The sequence below is a fragment of the Paraburkholderia sp. MM6662-R1 genome (assembly GCF_050436245.1).
GTDB lineage: Bacteria > Pseudomonadota > Gammaproteobacteria > Burkholderiales > Burkholderiaceae > Paraburkholderia > Paraburkholderia tuberum.
The window spans coordinates 2,087,721-2,106,058 of record NZ_JBNDLV010000004.1; the positions used below are offsets into that span (position 1 = coordinate 2,087,721).

At 65.0% G+C, this 18,338-nt stretch carries 16 protein-coding genes and 1 pseudogene; 5 read left to right on the forward strand and 12 right to left on the reverse strand.

The window, feature by feature from the left end:
* The first annotated feature begins 4 nt into the window (after window positions 1-4).
* Window positions 5-1,738: an IlvD/Edd family dehydratase gene (locus OKW39_RS39485; protein ID WP_090809494.1), complete on the forward strand. Its 1,734-nt coding sequence runs from the start codon at window positions 5-7 to the stop codon at window positions 1,736-1,738.
* 130 nt (window positions 1,739-1,868) lie between these two features.
* On the opposite strand, the gene OKW39_RS39490 is transcribed toward OKW39_RS39485, so the two are convergent.
* Both OKW39_RS39490 and OKW39_RS39495 read right to left on the reverse strand, forming a co-directional pair.
* Window positions 1,869-2,924 (reverse strand): serine hydrolase domain-containing protein, encoded by a 1,056-nt coding sequence (locus OKW39_RS39490; RefSeq protein WP_429565119.1) that lies wholly within the window; start codon window positions 2,922-2,924, stop codon window positions 1,869-1,871.
* Window positions 2,925-2,967: 43 nt separating this feature from the next.
* The gene (locus OKW39_RS39495) at window positions 2,968-4,260 is read right to left on the reverse strand and encodes an MFS transporter (RefSeq protein ID WP_429334181.1); all 1,293 of its coding nucleotides are present in this window, start codon (window positions 4,258-4,260) and stop codon (window positions 2,968-2,970) included.
* A 134-nt stretch (window positions 4,261-4,394) separates the two neighbouring features.
* On the opposite strand from OKW39_RS39495, the gene OKW39_RS39500 reads away from it, so the two are divergent.
* Window positions 4,395-4,529 (forward strand): hypothetical protein, encoded by a 135-nt coding sequence (locus OKW39_RS39500; protein ID WP_429565120.1) that lies wholly within the window; start codon window positions 4,395-4,397, stop codon window positions 4,527-4,529.
* 94 nt (window positions 4,530-4,623) lie between these two features.
* Here the strand turns inward: OKW39_RS39500 and OKW39_RS39505 are convergent, their stop codons facing one another.
* From OKW39_RS39505 to OKW39_RS39515, 3 genes are all read right to left on the reverse strand, one after another.
* Window positions 4,624-5,802 carry a porin gene (locus OKW39_RS39505; protein WP_429565121.1) on the reverse strand — a complete coding sequence of 393 codons (1,179 nt, stop codon included), beginning with the start codon at window positions 5,800-5,802 and terminating at the stop codon, window positions 4,624-4,626.
* A 329-nt stretch (window positions 5,803-6,131) separates the two neighbouring features.
* A complete protein-coding gene (locus OKW39_RS39510; RefSeq protein WP_429565122.1) occupies window positions 6,132-7,247 on the reverse strand; it encodes a succinylglutamate desuccinylase/aspartoacylase family protein in 1,116 nt (371 codons plus the stop codon).
* Window positions 7,248-7,513: 266 nt separating this feature from the next.
* Window positions 7,514-8,296, reverse strand: a complete 783-nt coding sequence (locus OKW39_RS39515; protein WP_184039263.1) for an ABC transporter substrate-binding protein — start codon at window positions 8,294-8,296, stop codon at window positions 7,514-7,516.
* A 651-nt stretch (window positions 8,297-8,947) separates the two neighbouring features.
* On the opposite strand from OKW39_RS39515, the gene OKW39_RS39520 reads away from it, so the two are divergent.
* The 3 genes and pseudogenes from OKW39_RS39520 to OKW39_RS39530 all read left to right on the forward strand — a co-directional run.
* A complete protein-coding gene (locus OKW39_RS39520; protein ID WP_429565123.1) occupies window positions 8,948-10,189 on the forward strand; it encodes an extracellular solute-binding protein in 1,242 nt (413 codons plus the stop codon).
* Window positions 10,189-12,027, forward strand: a complete 1,839-nt coding sequence (locus tag OKW39_RS39525) for a diguanylate cyclase domain-containing protein (protein ID WP_090810479.1) — start codon at window positions 10,189-10,191, stop codon at window positions 12,025-12,027. The genes OKW39_RS39520 and OKW39_RS39525 overlap by 1 nt, the downstream gene beginning before the upstream one ends.
* A 31-nt stretch (window positions 12,028-12,058) precedes the next feature.
* Window positions 12,059-12,256: pseudogene (locus tag OKW39_RS39530) on the forward strand (FCD domain-containing protein); the annotation flags it as partial.
* Between the two features lie 26 nt (window positions 12,257-12,282).
* On the opposite strand, the gene OKW39_RS39535 reads toward OKW39_RS39530, so the two are convergent.
* Genes OKW39_RS39535 through phnG form a run of 7 tightly spaced genes read right to left on the reverse strand, consistent with a single transcriptional unit; the run spans window position 12,283 to window position 18,202 of the window.
* Complete coding sequence (locus tag OKW39_RS39535; protein WP_429403484.1) at window positions 12,283-13,416, reverse strand: alpha-D-ribose 1-methylphosphonate 5-triphosphate diphosphatase; 1,134 nt, start codon at window positions 13,414-13,416, stop codon at window positions 12,283-12,285.
* 36 nt (window positions 13,417-13,452) lie between these two features.
* On the reverse strand, window positions 13,453-14,229 hold the full coding sequence (gene phnL, locus OKW39_RS39540; protein ID WP_429565124.1) for a phosphonate C-P lyase system protein PhnL: 777 nt from the start codon (window positions 14,227-14,229) through the stop codon (window positions 13,453-13,455).
* 8 nt (window positions 14,230-14,237) lie between these two features.
* Window positions 14,238-15,008 carry a phosphonate C-P lyase system protein PhnK gene (gene phnK, locus OKW39_RS39545; protein ID WP_429565125.1) on the reverse strand — a complete coding sequence of 257 codons (771 nt, stop codon included), beginning with the start codon at window positions 15,006-15,008 and terminating at the stop codon, window positions 14,238-14,240.
* Window positions 15,005-15,943 carry an alpha-D-ribose 1-methylphosphonate 5-phosphate C-P-lyase PhnJ gene (locus OKW39_RS39550; RefSeq protein WP_429565126.1) on the reverse strand — a complete coding sequence of 313 codons (939 nt, stop codon included), beginning with the start codon at window positions 15,941-15,943 and terminating at the stop codon, window positions 15,005-15,007. Before OKW39_RS39550 ends, phnK begins: the two co-directional genes overlap by 4 nt.
* The gene (locus tag OKW39_RS39555; protein WP_429334172.1) at window positions 15,940-17,076 is read right to left on the reverse strand and encodes a carbon-phosphorus lyase complex subunit PhnI; all 1,137 of its coding nucleotides are present in this window, start codon (window positions 17,074-17,076) and stop codon (window positions 15,940-15,942) included. Before OKW39_RS39555 ends, OKW39_RS39550 begins: the two co-directional genes overlap by 4 nt.
* Window positions 17,076-17,687, reverse strand: a complete 612-nt coding sequence (gene phnH / locus OKW39_RS39560) for a phosphonate C-P lyase system protein PhnH (protein WP_429565127.1) — start codon at window positions 17,685-17,687, stop codon at window positions 17,076-17,078. The genes OKW39_RS39555 and phnH overlap by 1 nt, the downstream gene beginning before the upstream one ends.
* Complete coding sequence (gene phnG / locus OKW39_RS39565; RefSeq protein ID WP_187613756.1) at window positions 17,687-18,202, reverse strand: phosphonate C-P lyase system protein PhnG; 516 nt, start codon at window positions 18,200-18,202, stop codon at window positions 17,687-17,689. The genes phnH and phnG overlap by 1 nt, the downstream gene beginning before the upstream one ends.
* Between the last annotated feature and the right edge of the window lie 136 nt (window positions 18,203-18,338).

Consider the following 18,338-nt stretch of genomic DNA (forward strand, 5'->3'; position numbering starts at 1 on the left):
TAGTATGTCGGAAAAAAAGCGGAAATTGCGCTCGGCCGAGTGGTTCGGCACGGCTGACAAGAACGGCTTCATGTATCGAAGCTGGATGAAGAATCAGGGCATTCCCGATCATGAGTTCGACGGGCGTCCCGTGATCGGTATCTGCAACACGTGGTCCGAGCTGACGCCGTGCAACGCGCACTTTCGCAAGCTCGCCGAGCACGTGAAGCGCGGCGTCTATGAAGCGGGCGGCTTCCCGGTCGAGTTCCCGGTGTTTTCCAACGGCGAATCGAATCTGCGTCCGACCGCGATGCTCACGCGCAATCTCGCGGCGATGGATGTCGAGGAGGCAATCCGCGGCAATCCGATCGACGCGGTCGTGCTGCTGACCGGCTGCGACAAGACGACCCCCGCGCTGCTGATGGGCGCGGCGAGCTGCGACGTGCCGGCGATCGTCGTGACCGGCGGCCCGATGCTGAACGGCAAGCTCGACGGCAAGAACATCGGCTCTGGCACCGCGGTGTGGCAGCTGCACGAATCGCTGAAGGCCGGCGAGATCGATCTGCATCAGTTCCTGTCGGCCGAGGCGGGCATGTCGCGCTCGGCGGGCACCTGCAACACGATGGGCACCGCGTCGACGATGGCCTGCATGGCCGAGGCGCTCGGCACGTCGCTGCCGCACAACGCGGCGATTCCCGCGGTCGACTCGCGCCGCTATGTGCTTGCGCATATGTCGGGAATCCGGATCGTCGAAATGGCGCTCGAAGACCTGAAGCTGTCGAAGATCCTCACGCGCGAGGCGTTCGTCAACGCCATTCGCGTCAATGCGGCGATCGGCGGCTCGACCAACGCGGTGATTCATCTGAAGGCGATCGCAGGGCGCATCGGTATCGATCTTGATCTCGACGACTGGGTGCGCATCGGCCGCGACACGCCGACGATCGTCGACCTGATGCCGTCGGGCCGTTTCCTGATGGAAGAGTTTTATTACGCGGGCGGCCTGCCGGCCGTGCTGCGCCGGCTCGGCGAAGCGAACCTGCTGCCGCATCCGGACGCGTTGACGGTCAACGGCAAGTCGCTGTGGGACAACGTGAAGGATGCACCCAACACCAACGACGAAGTGATCCGTCCGCTCGACAAGCCGCTCGTCGCCGATGGCGGCATCCGCGTGCTGCGCGGCAATCTCGCGCCGCGCGGCGCGGTGCTGAAGCCGTCGGCGGCGACACCCGAGTTGCTCAAGCATCGCGGACGCGCGGTCGTGTTCGAGAACCTGGAGCACTACAAGGCGCGCATCGTCGACGAGACGCTCGACGTCGACGCGAATTCGGTGCTGGTGATGAAGAACTGCGGGCCGAAGGGTTATCCGGGCATGGCCGAAGTCGGCAACATGGGCCTGCCGCCGAAGCTGCTGAGGCAGGGCGTGAAGGACATGGTGCGCATTTCCGATGCGCGCATGAGCGGCACCGCCTACGGCACCGTGGTGCTGCACGTGACGCCGGAAGCGGCGGCCGGCGGCCCGCTCGCCGCGGTGCAGGACGGCGACTGGATCGAGCTCGATTGCGACGCGGGCACGCTGCACCTCGATGTCAGCGACGCGGAACTCGAGCGCCGTCTCGCGCAGCATGTGCCGCCCCAGCCGCCGGAAGGTGGCGGCTACCGGCGCCTGTATATCGATCACGTGCTGCAGGCCGATGAGGGTTGCGACCTCGACTTCCTCGTGGGGTGTCGAGGTTCCGCGGTGCCGCGGCATTCGCACTGACGCGCCGTTGCAACGGCAACGGCTCGGCCCATGACCGTGCGGGCGATGCATTCGTGCATCGCCCGCATTTTTTTATGACCTGTGGTTGGCGTTCGCGGCGCAGCTGCCTTGGAAGGTGCGCCGCTAATGGCTATTGGCCGAGGTTGTCGACCGCGTCGAGCACGAGTCCGAAGAACTCGTTCGCCGCGGCCGGATTCAGCCAGCGCACGACCACGGTCATGCGCCGCTCCGGTTCGACCCACGTGAACGAACTGCCTGCGCCGACACCGAAATAGCTCGACTCCGGCACGTTCGGGAACACCTTGCGCCCGGTGTTGAGCCACACGAGGTAGCCATAGAACGGCGCGATCGCGCACGGCGTGCGCATGCGCGCGATCCATTCGGACGACAGCACGCGCTGGCCGTTCGCGACGCCGTCGTCGAGCAGCATCTGTGCGACCTTCAACTGATCGTTCGCGCTGACCGATACGCCGCCGCCCCAGTGCGTGCCGCCCGGCACCGACTGCATGCGTCGCCCGTCGATTTCGACCCACGCATTGTCGTAGCCGACCCATTGCCAGTTTTCGCTCGCCCCCGAAGGCCGCATGATCGCTTCGCGAAACACCTCGGGCAGCGGCTGACGGAACAGATGCAGCAGCGCGAGCGAGAACTGGTTGATGCGGACGTCGTTGTATTCCCAGTACGTGCCCGGCGGTTGCGGCGGACGCAGATCGCCTTTTTTGCCATCGGGCGGCGCGGCGAAATTGACCGCACGGTAGTGATCCGCCTGATCCGACAAACCGAAGTACGTGCCGCGCCATTCGCTCGTTTGCTGCAGTAGATGCGCCCAGCTGATCGGCGCGTTGTGTTCGTCGTCGAAGCCGATGTCGGGTACGCGCACGCGCACCGGTTCGTCGACGTCGGGCAACAGGCCGCGATCGTGAGCGACGCCGGCCAGCAGCGCGAGGTACATCTTCGCGACACTGAAGGTCAGGTCGGCGCGATCCGGTTCGCCCCAGCTCGTCAGCACGCGGCCGTCGACGGCGATCGCGCCCGACACCGGCCCGCGATCATGCACGGGACCGAGCAGCCTGTTCCACGGCGGCGGGTCGTTTACGTGCACCCCCCATGCGCCACCCACATGGCGGTCCCAAAGCGATTCATGATCCACCGCGAACTGCACGGCTTGCTGCAAACGGTCTTGCATGGATAAGTTCCTGTCGGTTCAACGAAGCCCGCGAGGCAGAGACTCAGCGTGCGTGCAGTCGCACGCGTGCCCACATCACGGTGAAAAGGCTGAGCATGGCCGCGAGCATCAGATAGAGTCCGGGCGCGAGATTATTGCCGGTCGCCGCGATCAGCGCGGCAACGGCGAGCGGCGTGAAGCCCCCGAACACGGTGGTGCCGATGTTGTAGCCGAACGCCATGCCGGTCGTGCGCGTGCGGGTCGGGAACAACTCGGACATCAAGGCCGGAATCGGCGCGAAGTAGGTCGCCTTCAGCAACGCGACCCACGTGACCGCGGCAAGCAACGAGCCGAGCGACGGGCGCGCGTTCATCAGCACGAAGGCGGGATACACGGTCGCGAAGAACAGCACGCCGGCACCGAGCATGATGCGCACGCGGCCCACCTTGTCGGACAGATGACCGACGAGCGGCGTGAGCATCATCATGATCAGACCGGCCGCGAGCGTCGCGATGAAGCCCGACGACGGTGCGAGTCCGAGCTGCCGCGCCGCGTAGGTCGGCATGTAGAGCAGCATGTAGTTGGCCGTGGTGGTCAGCACGAGCACGCCGATCGACACGAGCACCCGTTCCTTTTGCGTCGCGAGCAGTTCTCGCACCGGCGCGGCGGACTTTTCCGCGCGCTCGAACTCCGGCGTTTCGTCGATGCGGCGGCGAATGTAGAGCCCGACCGGACCGATCAGCATGCCGAACAGGAACGGAATGCGCCAGCCCCAGCCTTCGAGTTGCGCGGTCGTCAGCGTGCTCGTCAACACCGCGCCGAACAGCGACGCCAGCACCGTGCTCGCGCCCTGGCTCGAGAACTGCCAGCTTGCCATGAAGCCTTTGCGCTCCGGCGCATGTTCGATCAGAAACGCGGTCGAACTGCCGAACTCGCCGCCCGCCGAGAATCCCTGCAACAGCCGCGACGCGAATACGCCAATCGGCGCGAGCACGCCGATCGCCGCATACGACGGCATCAACGCGATCATGCTGGTGCCGAGCGTCATCATCGCAATCGATAGCGTCAACGATGCCTTGCGGCCTTTGCGGTCGCTGAACGAGCCGAGCGCGAGCGCGCCAATCGGTCGCGCGAGATACGACAGCGCGAAGGTGCCGAGCGTGAGCAGCAGCGATACGGTGCGGTCGTGCACCGGAAAAAACGTGCGCGACAGCACGGCCGCGAAGTAGCCGTACACGACCAGATCGTAGAACTCCAGTGCGTTGCCGATCGAGGTCGCGAGAATCAGCCGCGATACGCTCGAGCGCGAAGTGTGCCGCGCGAGCGCGTCGGCGGTGGTGACGGAGTCCATGCTCATGACGAAGTCCTCTGGCGGCATTGGGAGGCGCGCCGGCTGTGTCGCGTGAGCGGCGCGGGCGCGGGATCGAAGCGTGTGACCCGATGTTGGGGTGGACGATATTTATAGACAATTACAATATTTGGCAGATATCGTTGCCGAAACGGCAAAGCGGAATCGAGCTGACCCAGCTATTCGATATCGCATGCAGTCCCGAAGGCCTCGCGTTCGATCCGGCGTTCGTCGAATTGCTGACGGGCGCGATCGAGAATCCGGCGTTGCTCGACTGATTTCGCGCCGCAAAAGAAAAAGCGCCCCGCAGGGCGCTTTCCATCGATTCAATCAGGCAGGGAACGCAGATGTTCCCTGCCGCGAACCGTCTGCTTAGAACTTGTGACGCAGACCGACACGGAACGCCAGCTGGTTGTCGGCGCCGACGCCCGACGTGCTGAAGTAGCTCGTGCTCGAACCGATCTGTGCCTGCAGATCCTGCGTGCCGTTGCGGCCCGACGCGATCTGATAGATGCCCAGCACGTACACGTCCGTGCGCTTCGACAGCGCGTAGTCGCCGCTCAGGTCCACCTGGTTCCAGTGACCGACGTTCGCGCCGCTCAGGTGCATGTACGTGTAGCCCGCGCCTGCCGTGATAGCCGGCGTGACCGCGTACTTCGCGCCTGCTTCGTAGGCGGCGAACGTGGTCGACCCACCCGAGATCGGTGCGAGGCGCGTGTTCGTGTACAGGGCCCACAGCGTCGCCGGGCCGAATGCGTAACGGCCGCCAACGCCGACCGTGCGCAGATCCTGGATCTGGCCGTTGCCGATCGTCGGGAAGCTGACGTTAGCCAACGAAGTCGAGAAGGCCGGCGATGCCTGGCCCGGATAACGGATGTCCGTGTACGCCGCGCCGATACCGAACGGGCCGTTCGCATAGTTCGCGCCGAAGCTGTAAGCGCGCGACGAACCTGCCACCGGGGCCGTGGACGTGCCCGTACCCGGCGTGCCGGCAAAGCCGCCTGCCGTGTTCGAGAAGCCGTACATCGCGCCGAAGGTCAGGCCGGAGAAGTTCGCGCTGCTGAACTTGACCGAGTTGTTGATACGGCTCGACGTGAGCTGGTCGACGTCGTTGATGTGGTAAGCGTAGTTGCCCGCGACGGTCTGGCCGCCGGTCGCGTAGTTGGAGCCGAGGTAGTCGGTCGAGAACGAGTACTGGCGACCGAACGTCAGCGAGCCGACGTTGTTCTGCGACACGCCGACGTACGCCTGGCGCCCGAACATCGCGCCGCCCTGGCCGGCGGTGCCGTTCCCGCTGTTGAAGCCGTTTTCCAACACGAACAGCGCCTTCAGGCCGTTACCGAGGTCTTCCGTGCCACGCAGGCCCCAACGGCTGCCGTTCGCGACGCCGTCGTCGTACTTGGTCAGGCTGCTGTGGCCGGTGGCCGTTTTCGAGTTGTTCACGTAGCTGATACCGGCATCGATCAGGCCGTACAGCGTGACGCTGCTTTGTGCGTGAGCGGCGGAGGCGAAGACGGCAAGCGTAGCGGCGGTCAGGATTTTCTTGTTCAAAATACTTCTCCGGGTTAGCAAATTTTGGCGATCGCGACGCGCTGCTCTGCGGCAACGTCGCGCGATGGCCGGCAATTTAAGGGAACGCTGAGTAAGGTCTGTGACACTGAAAAATTATTTTCACGGTGTCGTGTCGGCGCGACACTTTGCGTGTGCACCGGAGGCAGGTGTATCGGTGGCGGGGCGGGTCGGTCGACCCTGGAGCGAGGCTGGACGCGTGGCAGCGAATCGCCCGCCTGGCGGCGGGCGATCGGTTATTTCAGCTGGTGCGTGAAAATTCAGTTACATGGCCGGCCGCGACAGCAGCGACGGTCGCAGCGGCTCTGGGGTCAGTTGCTCAGCAACGAGCCGCTGCGGAACGGCGTCTGGCCGGCGATGCGCGCGAATTCGAGGCCGGCCGTCGCGAAACGCACCAGATGCCGCGCGTACAGCACGCCGGCCACGGTGTTTTTGATCGTGACGACGCGGTCCGTCAACGGATCGACGATGTCCGCGATTTGCTGGCCCACGTCCACCCACGTGCCGACCTCGCAGCGATAGACGAGCACGCCGCTGATCGGCGCGACGAGCGGCTCGGCGCCCGCGAGCGGCGTCGCCGCGAATTCGAGCGGCGGCATCGGCGCCGGCTCGCCGTCGACCACGCCGCGCAAGGTCAGATACTCGATGATCGCCTGCGCGTCTTTTTCCGCGAGTTCGTACGACACATCGCGCTGGCCGCGCAACTCGATCGTGACCGAGATGCCGCCGTTCGGGATCGGGAAGCGCTCGCCGAAACGGCCGCGCAGATCCGACCAGCAGAAGCTGTGGATTTCGTCGAACGGATTGCCGACCGAGTTCAGCGCGAGCAGCGACGCCTTCGCGTCCAGGTAGCGCGCGAGCGGCTCGACTTCGGGCCACAGGTCCGGATTGGTGTACAGGTGCATCGCGGCTTCCCAGTCGCAATGCAGATCGAGCACGACGTCGGCGTCGTACGAGAGCTTTTGCAGCGCGAGGCGTTGCGAGCCGAGTTCGGTGGTCGGCTGCTGCGCGTCGAGCGCTTCGCGCATCGCCGTGCGGATGGCGGCGCGGTTCGCGTCGATGTCGCTGGTCAGACGCGATTCGATGAACGGCTGCACGAGTTCCCCGAGGTCGTAGAAGTTGCGGTTGAAGTTCTGCGCGCTGCCGGTTTCGAAGCGGCCGAGCATCTGGCCGAGCAGATGCTGATTAAGGCCGATCGGATTCGGCACCGGCACGACCACGACTTCGCCACGCAGCTTGCCCGCGGCTTCGAGCGCGGCCAGCTTGCGGCGCAGCGACCACGACACCAGCATCCCGGGCAGTTCGTCCGCATGCAGCGACGACTGGATATAGATTTTCTGGCCGCCGCCGGGACCGTAGTGGAAACTCGTCAGTTCACGGGCGGTGCCAAGCGACGGGGCAATCAGCGGATGGGTCTGGGTTTGCATGGTTTTGGCTTCGCGGCCCGTTCGGAGCAGCCGCGCTAGGTGGTTGATTGCAAGGGGAAAGATGCGCGCCGGCAGCGCGCGTGGTCCGCATGCGCGGACTGCGGCAACCTGTCTCAGGGGAGCCGCGTCTCGCACGATCTTAGCCGATATGCCACACGATGTGGCTTGATGCGGCTAGATGTGGAGCCGCAAAACAAAACGGGCTCCGCGTCGCGGAGCCCGTTTCGGACAAGCTGCCGGCGCGCCGTGCGGCGCGCGTGGGCGATTTAGCTGCCGTACACGTCGAAGTCGAAGTACTTCTTCTCGATCTTCTTGTAGGTGCCGTCCTTGATCATGTCGGCGATCGCCTTGTCGACCTTCACCTTCAGATCGGTGTCTTCCTTGCGCATGCCGATGCCGGCGCCATTGCCGAGGATCTTCGGATCGTCGAGGTCCTTGCCGACGAACGCGAAGCCCTTGCCGCGCGGCGTCTTCAGGAAGCCCTGGTCAGCCTGCACCGCGTCTTGCAGCGCTGCGTCCAGACGGCCCGAGATCAGGTCGGCGTAGACCTGGTCCTGGTTCTGATACGCCACGACTTTCGCGCCCGCCGGTTCCCAGTAGGTCTTCGCGTAGGTTTCCTGGATGGTGCCCTGTTCGACGCCCACCGTCTTGCCCTTCAGCGATTCAGCGGTCGGCAGGATGCCCGAGCCCTGCTTCGCGACGAGGCGCGTCGGCGTATTGAACAGCTTCGACGAGAAAGCGATCTGTTCGGCGCGTTGCGGCGTCATCGACATCGACGACAGCACGCCGTCGAACTTCTTCGCCTTCAGTGCCGGGATCATGCCGTCGAAGTCGTTTTCCACCCACACGCACTTCGCACCGACGCGCTTGCAGATTTCGTTGCCGAGGTCGATATCGAAGCCAACGAGCTTGCCGTCCGCGCCTTTCGACTCGAACGGGGGATAGCTGGCATCAACACCAAAACGGATCGTCGACCAATCTTTAGCGTGTGCGCCAATCGAGACGGTGGCAAGCAGAGCAACCGTCAAAGCCGCTAGCAGTTTTTTCACTGTTTTTACTCCTCGGTGTAGTTCAATTACGCCCTCGGCGGTTGTGCCGCCTTGGGACGCCCGGCGCGTCTCGCAAACGGGCTTCTGGTCAGGATGCAAGCCGGGGTGGCCTGCAACGCGCGCCAAGCTTATCAGTTCAAAAATATTGGGAAGCTAGTAAAACACCGGATGGCGCGGGAGGAGGCCCTCTAGAGCAACGCTTGCGCCCCAGCCGGTGTGACCGGATCGTACACCGTTGGTAGGGTTTGCGTAACGCGGATGCAATGCACGAGCGGTAATACGAAGGGCCGGCGAGCGTAATCGACTGGGATTTACGCCGGTTTTCTCGCGAGTTCGCCGAAAACCGGTTTGAAACGCGAGTTTGAATCGTGGACGGATCGTTAAAGCTCGCGGCTGAATTTGCCGTTAATTAAGAACGGCCTCGAGGCTATTGCCTTGCACGTTATTACCAACACCGATATTTTTGGCCGGCCGTTTCGAACCGGTGCAAAAACAAAGGCTTTGGCGCTATCATCGATGCTCCCTGCGTTGGACGCCGGCCGCCCGCGCAGGCGGGGATCGCTCGGGCGCAGGTCGTCGGACGGCCGTCAAGATTCAAATTCCGCGCGTTTGCGCTCGCTCACATGGCCTTTCTGCTCAACGGTGTTATGCATGCACACGATCTTGTTCACGGCGGATCAAACAGGCCGTTGTAAACAGACTTTCAAGCGACGAATCGCGAGCACCGGCGTGCGGGCTCGCGCGGCATTATTGCAGCGCCGGTTTTTTGACGGTTTTTTGTCGAGCGTTACATCGGGATTTTCATCGATTGGCTCATCCGGATTTGCGTGCGACGTTTTTTCCGGGGTTTTGGCCCGCGTGTCGCGCGTTCTGATAGGCGCGTTGCTGTGCGCGGGTTTCGGCGCGGCGACGCCCGCAGCGGCCGCCGAGAAAGTGCTGCACGTTCTCGCATGGCCCGGCTATGCGGACCCGGACGTCGTGAAGGCGTTCGAAGCGCGCTACGGCGCGAAGGTCGAGGTCACGCTCGTCGATTCCGATGAGGCGCTGTGGGCGCAGATGCACAGCAAGGGCGCGCCGCCGTTCGACGTACTCGCCGCCAACACCGCCGAAATCCGCCGCTATACGCAGGCGAATCTGCTCGCGCCGCTCGATCTCGCGAGTCTGCCGAATACGAAGAAGCAGTTGCCGCGTTTCCAGGCGCTCGGCTCGATCGACGGCCTGACCTCGGCGGGCAAGGTATACGCGATTCCGTTCACGTATTCGTCGATGGGACTCATCTACGATCGCAAGCAGATTCCGGTTGCGCCGCATTCGATGCTCGAACTGTGGAACCCGCGCTATCGTGGCAAGGTGCTCGACTTCAATAGCGCGCAGCACAACTTCTCGTTCACCGCGCTTGCGCTCGGCTATCCGCATCCGTTTCAACTCGACCCCGCGCAGATGCGCACGATCGCGCACAAGCTCGTCGATCTGCGCCGCAACCTGCTGACCTACTACACGCTGCCCGAAGAGGCGACCGCATTCTTCATCCAGCACAAGGTCGCGTTGATGTTCGGCAACTACGGCACGCAGCAGGTGCAGTTGCTGCGGCGCGCGGGCGCCGACGTCGGCTACGTGATTCCGGACGAAGGCGCGCTCGCGTGGCTCGATTGCTGGTCGATGACGCGCGCGGCGAGCGACCAGCCGCTTGCGCTCGCATGGATCAACTACATGCTCGAGCCGAGCGTGAGCGCGTTGCTGACACAGCGCCAGGGGCTCGCGAACACGCTGACCGAGCCGGCCGAAGGCAGCGCCAACGCGCACATCGTCTGGATCAGTCCGGTGGAAGATATCGAGCGCCGCGAGCAACTGTGGACGCGCATCGTGTCGGGCGACCGTTCGGAGCGCTTCTGATGCTGCATCGCGGCCTGACCTTCAAGCTATCCGTGCTGCTCGCGTGCATCGGCGTGCTGGCGTCGGGCGCGACCGGCTATTACGCGTATCGCGCGAATCGCACGATGCTGGTCAACGAAGCGGAGCACAGCCTGCAGACGTCGACGGAGCTGCTCGGCCAGCGCATCGCGGTATCGATCGACGACGTCGCGGCGGACGCGCTCGTGCTCGCGACGATGCCGTCGTCGGTGAGCGTCGCGCAGACCGACGACGGTATCGGCCCGAACCTCGGCCGCGAGCGGCTCGCGCAGGTGTATTCGAGCTTCATGCTGCACCACCCGGAGTATCTGCAGGTGCGGCTGATCACGCGGCAGCATCACGGTCTCGAACTGATCCGTTTCGATCGCGACAGCGATGGCCTCGTGCGCGTAGAGGGTGACGATTTGCAGGAAAAAGCTCAGTTTCCCTACGTATTCGAAACGCTCGCGTTTTCGCCGGGCCGCATCTACACGTCGCCGATTTCGGTCAATCACGAATCCGGCACGCATGCGGCGCAAGGCAAGCCGACGCTGCGTCTCGGCACGCCGATCGCGGATGCGCGCGGCACGGTGGTCGGCGTCGTCGTAATCGATGTCGATCTGGCCGGCATGCTGCGGCGTTTGCAGAGCGATCTGCCGAGCGACTATCAGGTCTATCTGGCGAACGAGTGGGGCGACTTCCTGATCCATCCCGACGCGTCGAAAACCTTCGGTTTCGACCGCGGCCGTCGCGTGCTGATGCAGGACAGCTTCCCGGCCACGAAGCAGCTGTTCGAGCAACGCCAAAGCGAGGTGCTCATCAACGGTCTCGCCAGACCCGGCGAGGCGGCCGGCCGTGTGCTCGCGTTCGTGCGGCGGCCGTTCGGCGGTTCCGAGGGCAACCGCTTCATCGTGCTCGGTCTCGCGAAGCCGCTAGAGGACGTGCTGACCGGCGCCAATCAGCTCGGCACGCGGATCATTCGCATGGTGCTGGTGTTCAGCGCATTGTCGGTACTGCTGGCGATCCTGTTCGCGCGAGCGCTGACCAAACCGCTGCATCTGCTCGCGTATGCGGCGACGCACCTGTTCGCCGACCACGCGATGCACACCTTGCCGCTCAAACGCACCGACGAAATCGGCGTGCTCGCGCGCTGCTTCGAGCGTTTGCGTTGCGAAATCCGCGCGCAGATGGATACGCTGCACAGCAAGCAGAGCGAGCTCGTGCATCTGGCCTCGCACGACGTGCTGACCGGCTTGCCGAACCGCATGCTGTTCATGCAGAAGCTCGAGAACGCGATCGAGGAGGCAAGCTTCCGCCGCGAAGGCCTCGCCGTGCTGTTCGTCGACCTCGACCGCTTCAAGCAGATCAACGATCAGTTCGGTCACTCGGTCGGCGACAAGGTGCTGGTAGCGGTCGCACGCCGTCTGAAGGACGTGCTGTATGCCGGGGACGTGGTCGCGCGGCTCGGCGGCGACGAATTCATCGTGCTGATCGAAGGGCAGCGCGCGGCCGAGGTCACGCCAGAAATCGCCGAGCGCATCATGGACGCGCTGAACGAAACGCTGACCGTCGACGGCAATAGCATGACGGTCGGCGCGAGCATCGGCATCAGCGAGTTCCCGCACGACAGCGGCAATGCCGAGGAACTGCTGCTGAACGCCGATGCCGCGATGTATGCGGCGAAATCGGGGGGCCGTTGCGCGTATCTGCGCTATCAGGATCTGCTCGCCATGCGGCTCGACGAACAGGCTGGGCAGGCGAGGGCTGCCCAGTCCCAGCTCGCCCAGGCGCACGCCGCGCGCGATGCGACCGAGGGGCGCGAGGCGGAGCCCACCGCGTGACGCGGTTTTACCCGCGCCGCTGAGGGTTTTCGAGGTGTCGCCGCTCGATCTGCTGATTCGTCAGCACGCGAAAATTCTGGCGGGACTGCGCGCGCACGACCCGAGCGCCGCAGAAGACGCGATGCGCCACCATCTGCGCGAAATCCTCGTGTCGCTCGGCCTCATCGGCGAGCGCAATCCCGCGTGGTTCGAGGCCGACGAGCCGGAGCGTATGCCGTTGTCGACCTGAGACGCAGGCGCGCTCAACCAGCCCACTCAAACGATCCGCACCCCTGCGCGATAAGTCGCGCGCGGCACCGGCAGCTTGTCGAGCATCGTCACGCGCACGAAATCCGCGCGCAGGCCGGGCTCGATCGCGCCGCGGTCCGTGAGACCGGCGGTGCGCGCCGGCTCGGCAGAGACCGTTGCCATCGCGCGCGGCAGCGACCAGCCCGCTTTTTCGACGAGATCGAACACCGCGGTCAGCAAGCTCGACGGCACGTAATCCGACGACAGGATGTCGAGCAGGTCCGCGCGCGCGAGTTCGAGCGCCGACACGTTGCCCGAATGCGAGCCACCGCGCACGATGTTCGGCGCGCCCATGATCGTCGCAATGCCATGCTCGCGCGCGGCTTGCGCGGCGATCCGCGTGGTCGGGAATTCGGCGAGCACGATGCCCTCGGCCTTCGCCTGTTCGACGTGCTCGATCAGCGTGTCGTCGTGGCTCGCAACCGGAATGCCGAGCCGCCGGCAACGCGCGACGATCTCGCGGCGGTGCTCGTCCGCGTAACGCTCCTGTTCGACCGCGAGTTCGGCGAGCGTGCTCGCGACACGCTCGTCGCTCATCTTGCCGTTGCGCTCCTGGAAGCGGCGCCATTGCTCCCGGTCGTGCCATTGGCGCTGGCCCGGCGTATGGTCCATCACCGACGCGAGCCGCAGCAGCGGATGCGCGCACAGCGAATCGAATACCTCGAGCACGTCGGCGGTCGCGATCTCGCAGCGCAGATGCAGAAAGTGCTCGGCGCGCAGTAGTCGACGCGTGGACAGCCGCAGCAGCGAATCGGCGCATTGCGTTTGCACATCGCGGTTACGCAGCCCAACGCTCGAGCGCGAGCCGATGGCGAGCGCGTCGAATACCGTCGTGATGCCTGCTGCGGCGACCTGCGCGTCGTGAATCACGAAGGCCGCGTCGGTATTCCATTCGACGCCGGGACGCGGCACGAGGTGCTTCTCGAGGTTGTCCGTATGCAGTTCGATCAGACCGGGCAGCAGATAATCGCCGTCCCAGTCTTCGGCGTCGCGCGCCAAACCCGCGCCGCGTTCGACGTCGCGAATCACGCCGTCTTCCACGCGCACGGTGCCAATGAATTCTTCGTCTCGCGTCACAATGCGAGCGTTGCTGATCAACATCGACTTGCTCCGTAGTCAGTCGGGACTGGTATCAATTTAGTGCCGCAGCGGCGGCCGCAGTTCCAGGCGGCGCGTCGCGACCTTGTTGCGGGTCTCTTCGTCGTGAAAGATACCAACGATCGCCGCGCCGCGCTCGCGCGCCTCGACGATCAGATCAGCCACAACGTCGCGGTTTTCCGCATCGAGCGAAGCGGTCGGTTCGTCGAGCAGCAACAGCGGATGTTCGGCGATCAAACCTCGCGCGATGTTCACGCGTTGCTGCTCGCCGCCCGAAAACGTCGCGGGCGCGAGGGACCACAAACGCTCGGGCACGTTGAGCCGCGCCAGCAATTCAGCGGCGCGCGCGCTGGCTTCAGGTTCGGCGACGCCGTCCAAGACCAGCGGCTCGGCGACGAGCGCAAGCGTCGGCACGCGCGGGATCACGCGCAAAAACTGGCTCACATAGCCGACCACGCGACGGCGCAGCCGCAGTATGTCACGCGGTTCGGCACGGGTGATTGCAATGGGGCGACCGTGATCGCTGGTGTCGCGAATCGCAATCGAGCCGCTGCTCGCCAGATAGTTGCCGTACAGACAGCGCAGCAGCGTGCTCTTGCCCGCACCCGACGGCCCGACCAGCACCACGCATTCACCGCGCTCGACCTCGAGCGACACGTTCGCGAGCGCGTCGATCCGCACACCGCCCTGGCCGTGCAGCGTGAAAGTCTTGCCGATGCCGATGGCGCGCAGCATCAGCGCCGCGTTGTCGGCGAAAGCGCGCTCGCCGTGGCGGGCATCGCTGCCTGCTTCATTGACTACCTCAGTGGATTGCATCGTGAGCCTCAAACCGGCAGAACCGAGGAAACCAGCGTTTGTGTATACGGGTGCTGCGGATCGTCGAGCACCTGATCAGTCAGACCCGCCTCGACGACTTCGCCCGCCTGCATCACCATCAGCCGATGCGCGAGCAGACGCGCGACGCCGATATCGTGCGTGACGATCAGCACCGACAGATGCAGCGTCGAGTTCAGCGTGCGCAGCAAATCGAGCAGACGCGCCTGCACGGACACGTCGAGACCGGCGGTCGGTTCGTCCATGAACACCAGACGCGGACCGGTGACGAGATTGCGCGCGATCTGCAGACGTTGCTGCATACCGCCCGAAAACGCGGCGGGGAATTCGTCGATGCGAGTGGGGTCGAGCTCGACGCGCTCCATCCATTGCGTGGCTGTGCGGCGAATTTCGCCGTAGTGGCGCGCGCCGACCGCCATCAACGGCTCGCCGATATTGGCGCCGGCCGATACGCCGCTGCGCAGGCCGTCGCGCGGATTCTGCTGCACGAAGCCCCACTCGGTGCGCGTCAGCAGACGGCGGCGCGGCTCGGACAGCGCGCGCAGATCGAGCGAGTCGCCATGCGCCGCGGTGTAGTGCAGCGAGCCGCTATCGGCCTCGGTCTTCAGCGCCAGCGTGTTGAGCAGCGTGGTCTTGCCCGAACCCGATTCACCGACGATGCACAGCACTTCGCCCGGATACAGATCGAAACTCACGTTGCGGCAACCGTTGCGGCCGCCATATTGTTTGGTGAGCGCGCGTGCGCTCAGAAGCGGCGTCATGCGGATTCTCCTTCGCGCGTGGCGTGGGGCAGCGGCGCTTGCGCTTCGATAGCGCCGTCGGCGTCGCCGCGCCGCCCGTGACAGTAGTCGCTGTCCGAGCACACGAACATGCGCGTGCCCGCATCGTCGACGATCATCTCGTCGAGAAAGCTTTCCTTCGATCCGCACAGCGCACACGCGTGCTGCCACTTCTGCACTTCGAACGGATGATCGTCGAAGTCGAGGCTGCGCACCGGCGTATAAGGCGGAATCGCGTGAATGCGGCGCTCGCGGCCCGCGCCGAACAGTTGCAGTGCGGCGTTCATATGCATCTTCGGATTGTCGAACTTCGGGATCGGCGACGGCGAGCTCAGATAGCGATGATTGACGATCACCGGGTAGTCGTACGTGGTCGCGATGCTGCCGTGATGCACGATGTCCTCGTACAGTTTCACGCTGATCAGCCCGTAATCGGCGAGCGCATGCAGCGTCTTGCATTCGGCGACGCGCGGCTCGAGCCGGTACAGCGGCTCGGGCATCGGCACCTGATAGACGAGGATCTGCCGCTCGGTCAGCGGCGTTTCGGGAATCCGGTGCCGCGTCTGGATGATCGTCGCTTCGCTCGTGTGCCGCGTGGTCGCCACCCCCGTGGTGCGCGCGAAGAAGCGGCGGATGTTGACGGCGTTGGTGGTTTCGTCGGAGCCCTGATCGATGACCTTCAGCGTGTCCGTCCTGCCGATGATCGCGGCCGTCACCTGGATGCCGCCGGTGCCCCAGCCGTACGGCAGCGGCATTTCGCGCGACGCGAACGGCACCTGGTAGCCCGGCACGGCGACTGCCTTCAGCAGCGCGCGGCGCAGCATGCGCTTGGTCTGCTCGTCGAGATACGCGAAGTTGTAGCCGTGCGCGGCGCTGTCGTATGAGGTGTTGGCAACAGCGGTGTCGGGCGCGTTCATGCTGCTTGCTCCTTGTCGGTGGCGCGGCTTGTTTCATCGTTGCTGCGATGCTGCGCGCGCAAACGCCGCACCAGTTCCAGCTCCGCCTGGAAGTCGACGTAATGCGGCAGCTTCAGGTGCTGCACGAAGCCCGACGCCTCGACGTTGTCGCTATGCGACAGCATGAACTCGATGTCCTGCGTCGGTGACGCGAGCGTCTCGCCGAGTTCTTCGGCACGCAACGCGCGATCGACGAGCGCCATCGCCATCGCCTTGCGCTCCGAGTGGCCGAACGCGAGGCCGTAGCCCTGCGTGAAGGTCGGCGGCACCGTGCCGCTGCCCGCGAACTGGTTGATCATCTGGCATTCGGTGATGTCGATATCGCCGATGTCGACCGCTTCGCCGAGTTCGTCGAGGTCCATCTCGACCGCGATCGTGCCGAAGCGGATCTCGCCCGCGAACGGATGCGAGTGCGCGTAGCCGCGTTGCGTCGCATAGCCCATCGCGAGCAGAAAGCCTTCGTCGCCACGCGCGAGATTTTGCAGACGCGTCGCGCGGCTCGCCGGAAAGGCGAGCGGTTCACGCGACAGGTCGCCGGGTTCCGCGCCGTCGGGAGTCGGGCGCTCCTGTTCGATCAGGCCTTCCTTGTCGAGCAGCGACACGACGCGCGGCATCGATTCTGGCGCTGGCGGTTCTTGCGGAACCGGCGCGTTGCCGCGCGTCACGTCCTGCCGCGCGTCATCACCATCGGCGAGCAACGCGAAATCGAGCAGACGCTGCGTGTAGTCATAGGTCGCGCCGAGCAACTGGCCGCCGGGCAGGTCCTTGAAGGTCGCCGAGATGCGTCGCTCGACCTGCATCGTTTCGGTATCGATGGCGCGCGTATAGCCGAAGCGCGGCAACGTGGTGCGATACGCGCGCAGCAGGAAAATCGCCTCGACCAGATCGCCGGCCGCCTGCTTGATTGCGAGCGCCGCAAGCTCCTCGTCGTAGACCGAGCCTTCGGTCATCACGCGTGCGACCGCGAGCCGCAACTGCTCGCGAATCTGCGCGACGCTCAGTTCGGCGATTCGCGTATCGCCGCGGCGCGCTTTGTCGAGCAGGCGCCACGACGCTTCGATCGCGCGTTCTCCACCTTTGACGGCAACGTACATCAGTTCACCTTCGCTTCGGTTGTGCGCGGCAGGCCGATCACGCGCGGGCCGCAAACCAGATAACAGTCGATGCCGCACGGAAACAGCGGCGCGAGCATTGCGCGTTCTTGCCAGAACCGCGCGGGAAGACCGACCGGCGAAATCGTTTCGGCATCCAGAATGCCGGGGCCGCTCAGCGTGACCGCTGCGCCGCCCGTCAGCGCGTCGACGCGGATCAGCAACGTGGCCGATTGTTCCGGTGACTCGGCGCTGCCGGGCGCGAAGCTTTCGAGCGGTGGCAACGCGTCGGCATCGTGCACATACGCGAACGCGGCGTTGCCGGGCGCATCGACGAGCGGCGCGCCGGTATGAAAACGCAACGCCGACGCGAGCGCGGGATCAGGCTGCGCGAGCCACACCGGCGTCGCGTAGTCGCAGAGCGTCAGCAGTGCGGCAAACGCGGCGGGTTCGACCGGCGTGTTGCGCAACTCGGGCAGCACGTCGCGGATCACGCCGATCGTGCCGGGCCGCGACAACGCGTCGAGCAGCGTGCGAAACACGGCCTGGGTATCGTGGACCGGGTCCGCGAAACCCGGCGTCAGCGTGGACAACGCAATCGGTGAACGTTCCATCAGTCGCCTCGCACCATCGTGAAGAATTCGACGCGCGTCGCCGCGACGTCCTGTTGCTGTTGCGCGCCCCGGGCCTGCTGTTGCGCGGCGAACGGCTCGATCAATTGACGATGCAGGCTGTCGTGATGCTCGGGCATCTGCAGCAAGGCATCGGCGAGCGCGGCAAGTTCGGCGCGACGGCGGTCGCGTCCCAGATGGCAGGCCACGCCGACGGTGGCTTCGGCGTCGCCGCTCGCATGCAGACGCAGCGTGGCGCGCGTAACCGTGGCTTCGCCGAGATTGAACGGATCGCCGCTGCCGCCGATGCGCCCGCGCACCATCGCGAGGCCGATTTCAGGGGGGCGCAGCCAGTCGTAGGCGGGGGTGGGGCGGCCTTGCAGCGCGCGCTGCAGCGCGGCTTCGAGGTCGGCGCGCGGCGTGCGCGCCAGCACGGCCATCCAGGCGCGCCGCGCCGCCGAAGACACGGCCGGCAGCGGCGAAGAAGATGGACGGGGCGGAACGGAACTCGGGCTCATCGGATTTCCTGTCGATCCAGCGAGTGGGCATTGAAGCATCTATTCATCTAAACGTCTAGACGTTTATAAGCATAGTTGTCTGGACTGTTGTGCGCGGCGGACGTTCATATTTTCATCACGGCCGGCGCACTACAAT

What these genes read in the sequence shown, in the direction of transcription:
- OKW39_RS39485 (WP_090809494.1), top strand. Translation starts at nt 5, where the DNA reads ATGTCGGAAAAAAAGCGGAAATTGCGCTCGGCCGAGTGGTTCGGCACG.
- OKW39_RS39490 (WP_429565119.1), bottom strand. Translation starts at nt 2,924, where the DNA reads ATGCAAGACCGTTTGCAGCAAGCCGTGCAGTTCGCGGTGGATCATGAA.
- OKW39_RS39495 (WP_429334181.1), bottom strand. Translation starts at nt 4,260, where the DNA reads ATGAGCATGGACTCCGTCACCACCGCCGACGCGCTCGCGCGGCACACT.
- OKW39_RS39510 (WP_429565122.1), bottom strand. Translation starts at nt 7,247, where the DNA reads ATGCAAACCCAGACCCATCCGCTGATTGCCCCGTCGCTTGGCACCGCC.
- OKW39_RS39520 (WP_429565123.1), top strand. Translation starts at nt 8,948, where the DNA reads ATGCACACGATCTTGTTCACGGCGGATCAAACAGGCCGTTGTAAACAG.
- OKW39_RS39525 (WP_090810479.1), top strand. Translation starts at nt 10,189, where the DNA reads ATGCTGCATCGCGGCCTGACCTTCAAGCTATCCGTGCTGCTCGCGTGC.
- OKW39_RS39535 (WP_429403484.1), bottom strand. Translation starts at nt 13,416, where the DNA reads ATGTTGATCAGCAACGCTCGCATTGTGACGCGAGACGAAGAATTCATT.
- phnL (WP_429565124.1), bottom strand. Translation starts at nt 14,229, where the DNA reads ATGCAATCCACTGAGGTAGTCAATGAAGCAGGCAGCGATGCCCGCCAC.
- phnK (WP_429565125.1), bottom strand. Translation starts at nt 15,008, where the DNA reads ATGACGCCGCTTCTGAGCGCACGCGCGCTCACCAAACAATATGGCGGC.
- OKW39_RS39550 (WP_429565126.1), bottom strand. Translation starts at nt 15,943, where the DNA reads ATGAACGCGCCCGACACCGCTGTTGCCAACACCTCATACGACAGCGCC.
- OKW39_RS39555 (WP_429334172.1), bottom strand. Translation starts at nt 17,076, where the DNA reads ATGTACGTTGCCGTCAAAGGTGGAGAACGCGCGATCGAAGCGTCGTGG.
- phnH (WP_429565127.1), bottom strand. Translation starts at nt 17,687, where the DNA reads ATGGAACGTTCACCGATTGCGTTGTCCACGCTGACGCCGGGTTTCGCG.
- phnG (WP_187613756.1), bottom strand. Translation starts at nt 18,202, where the DNA reads ATGAGCCCGAGTTCCGTTCCGCCCCGTCCATCTTCTTCGCCGCTGCCG.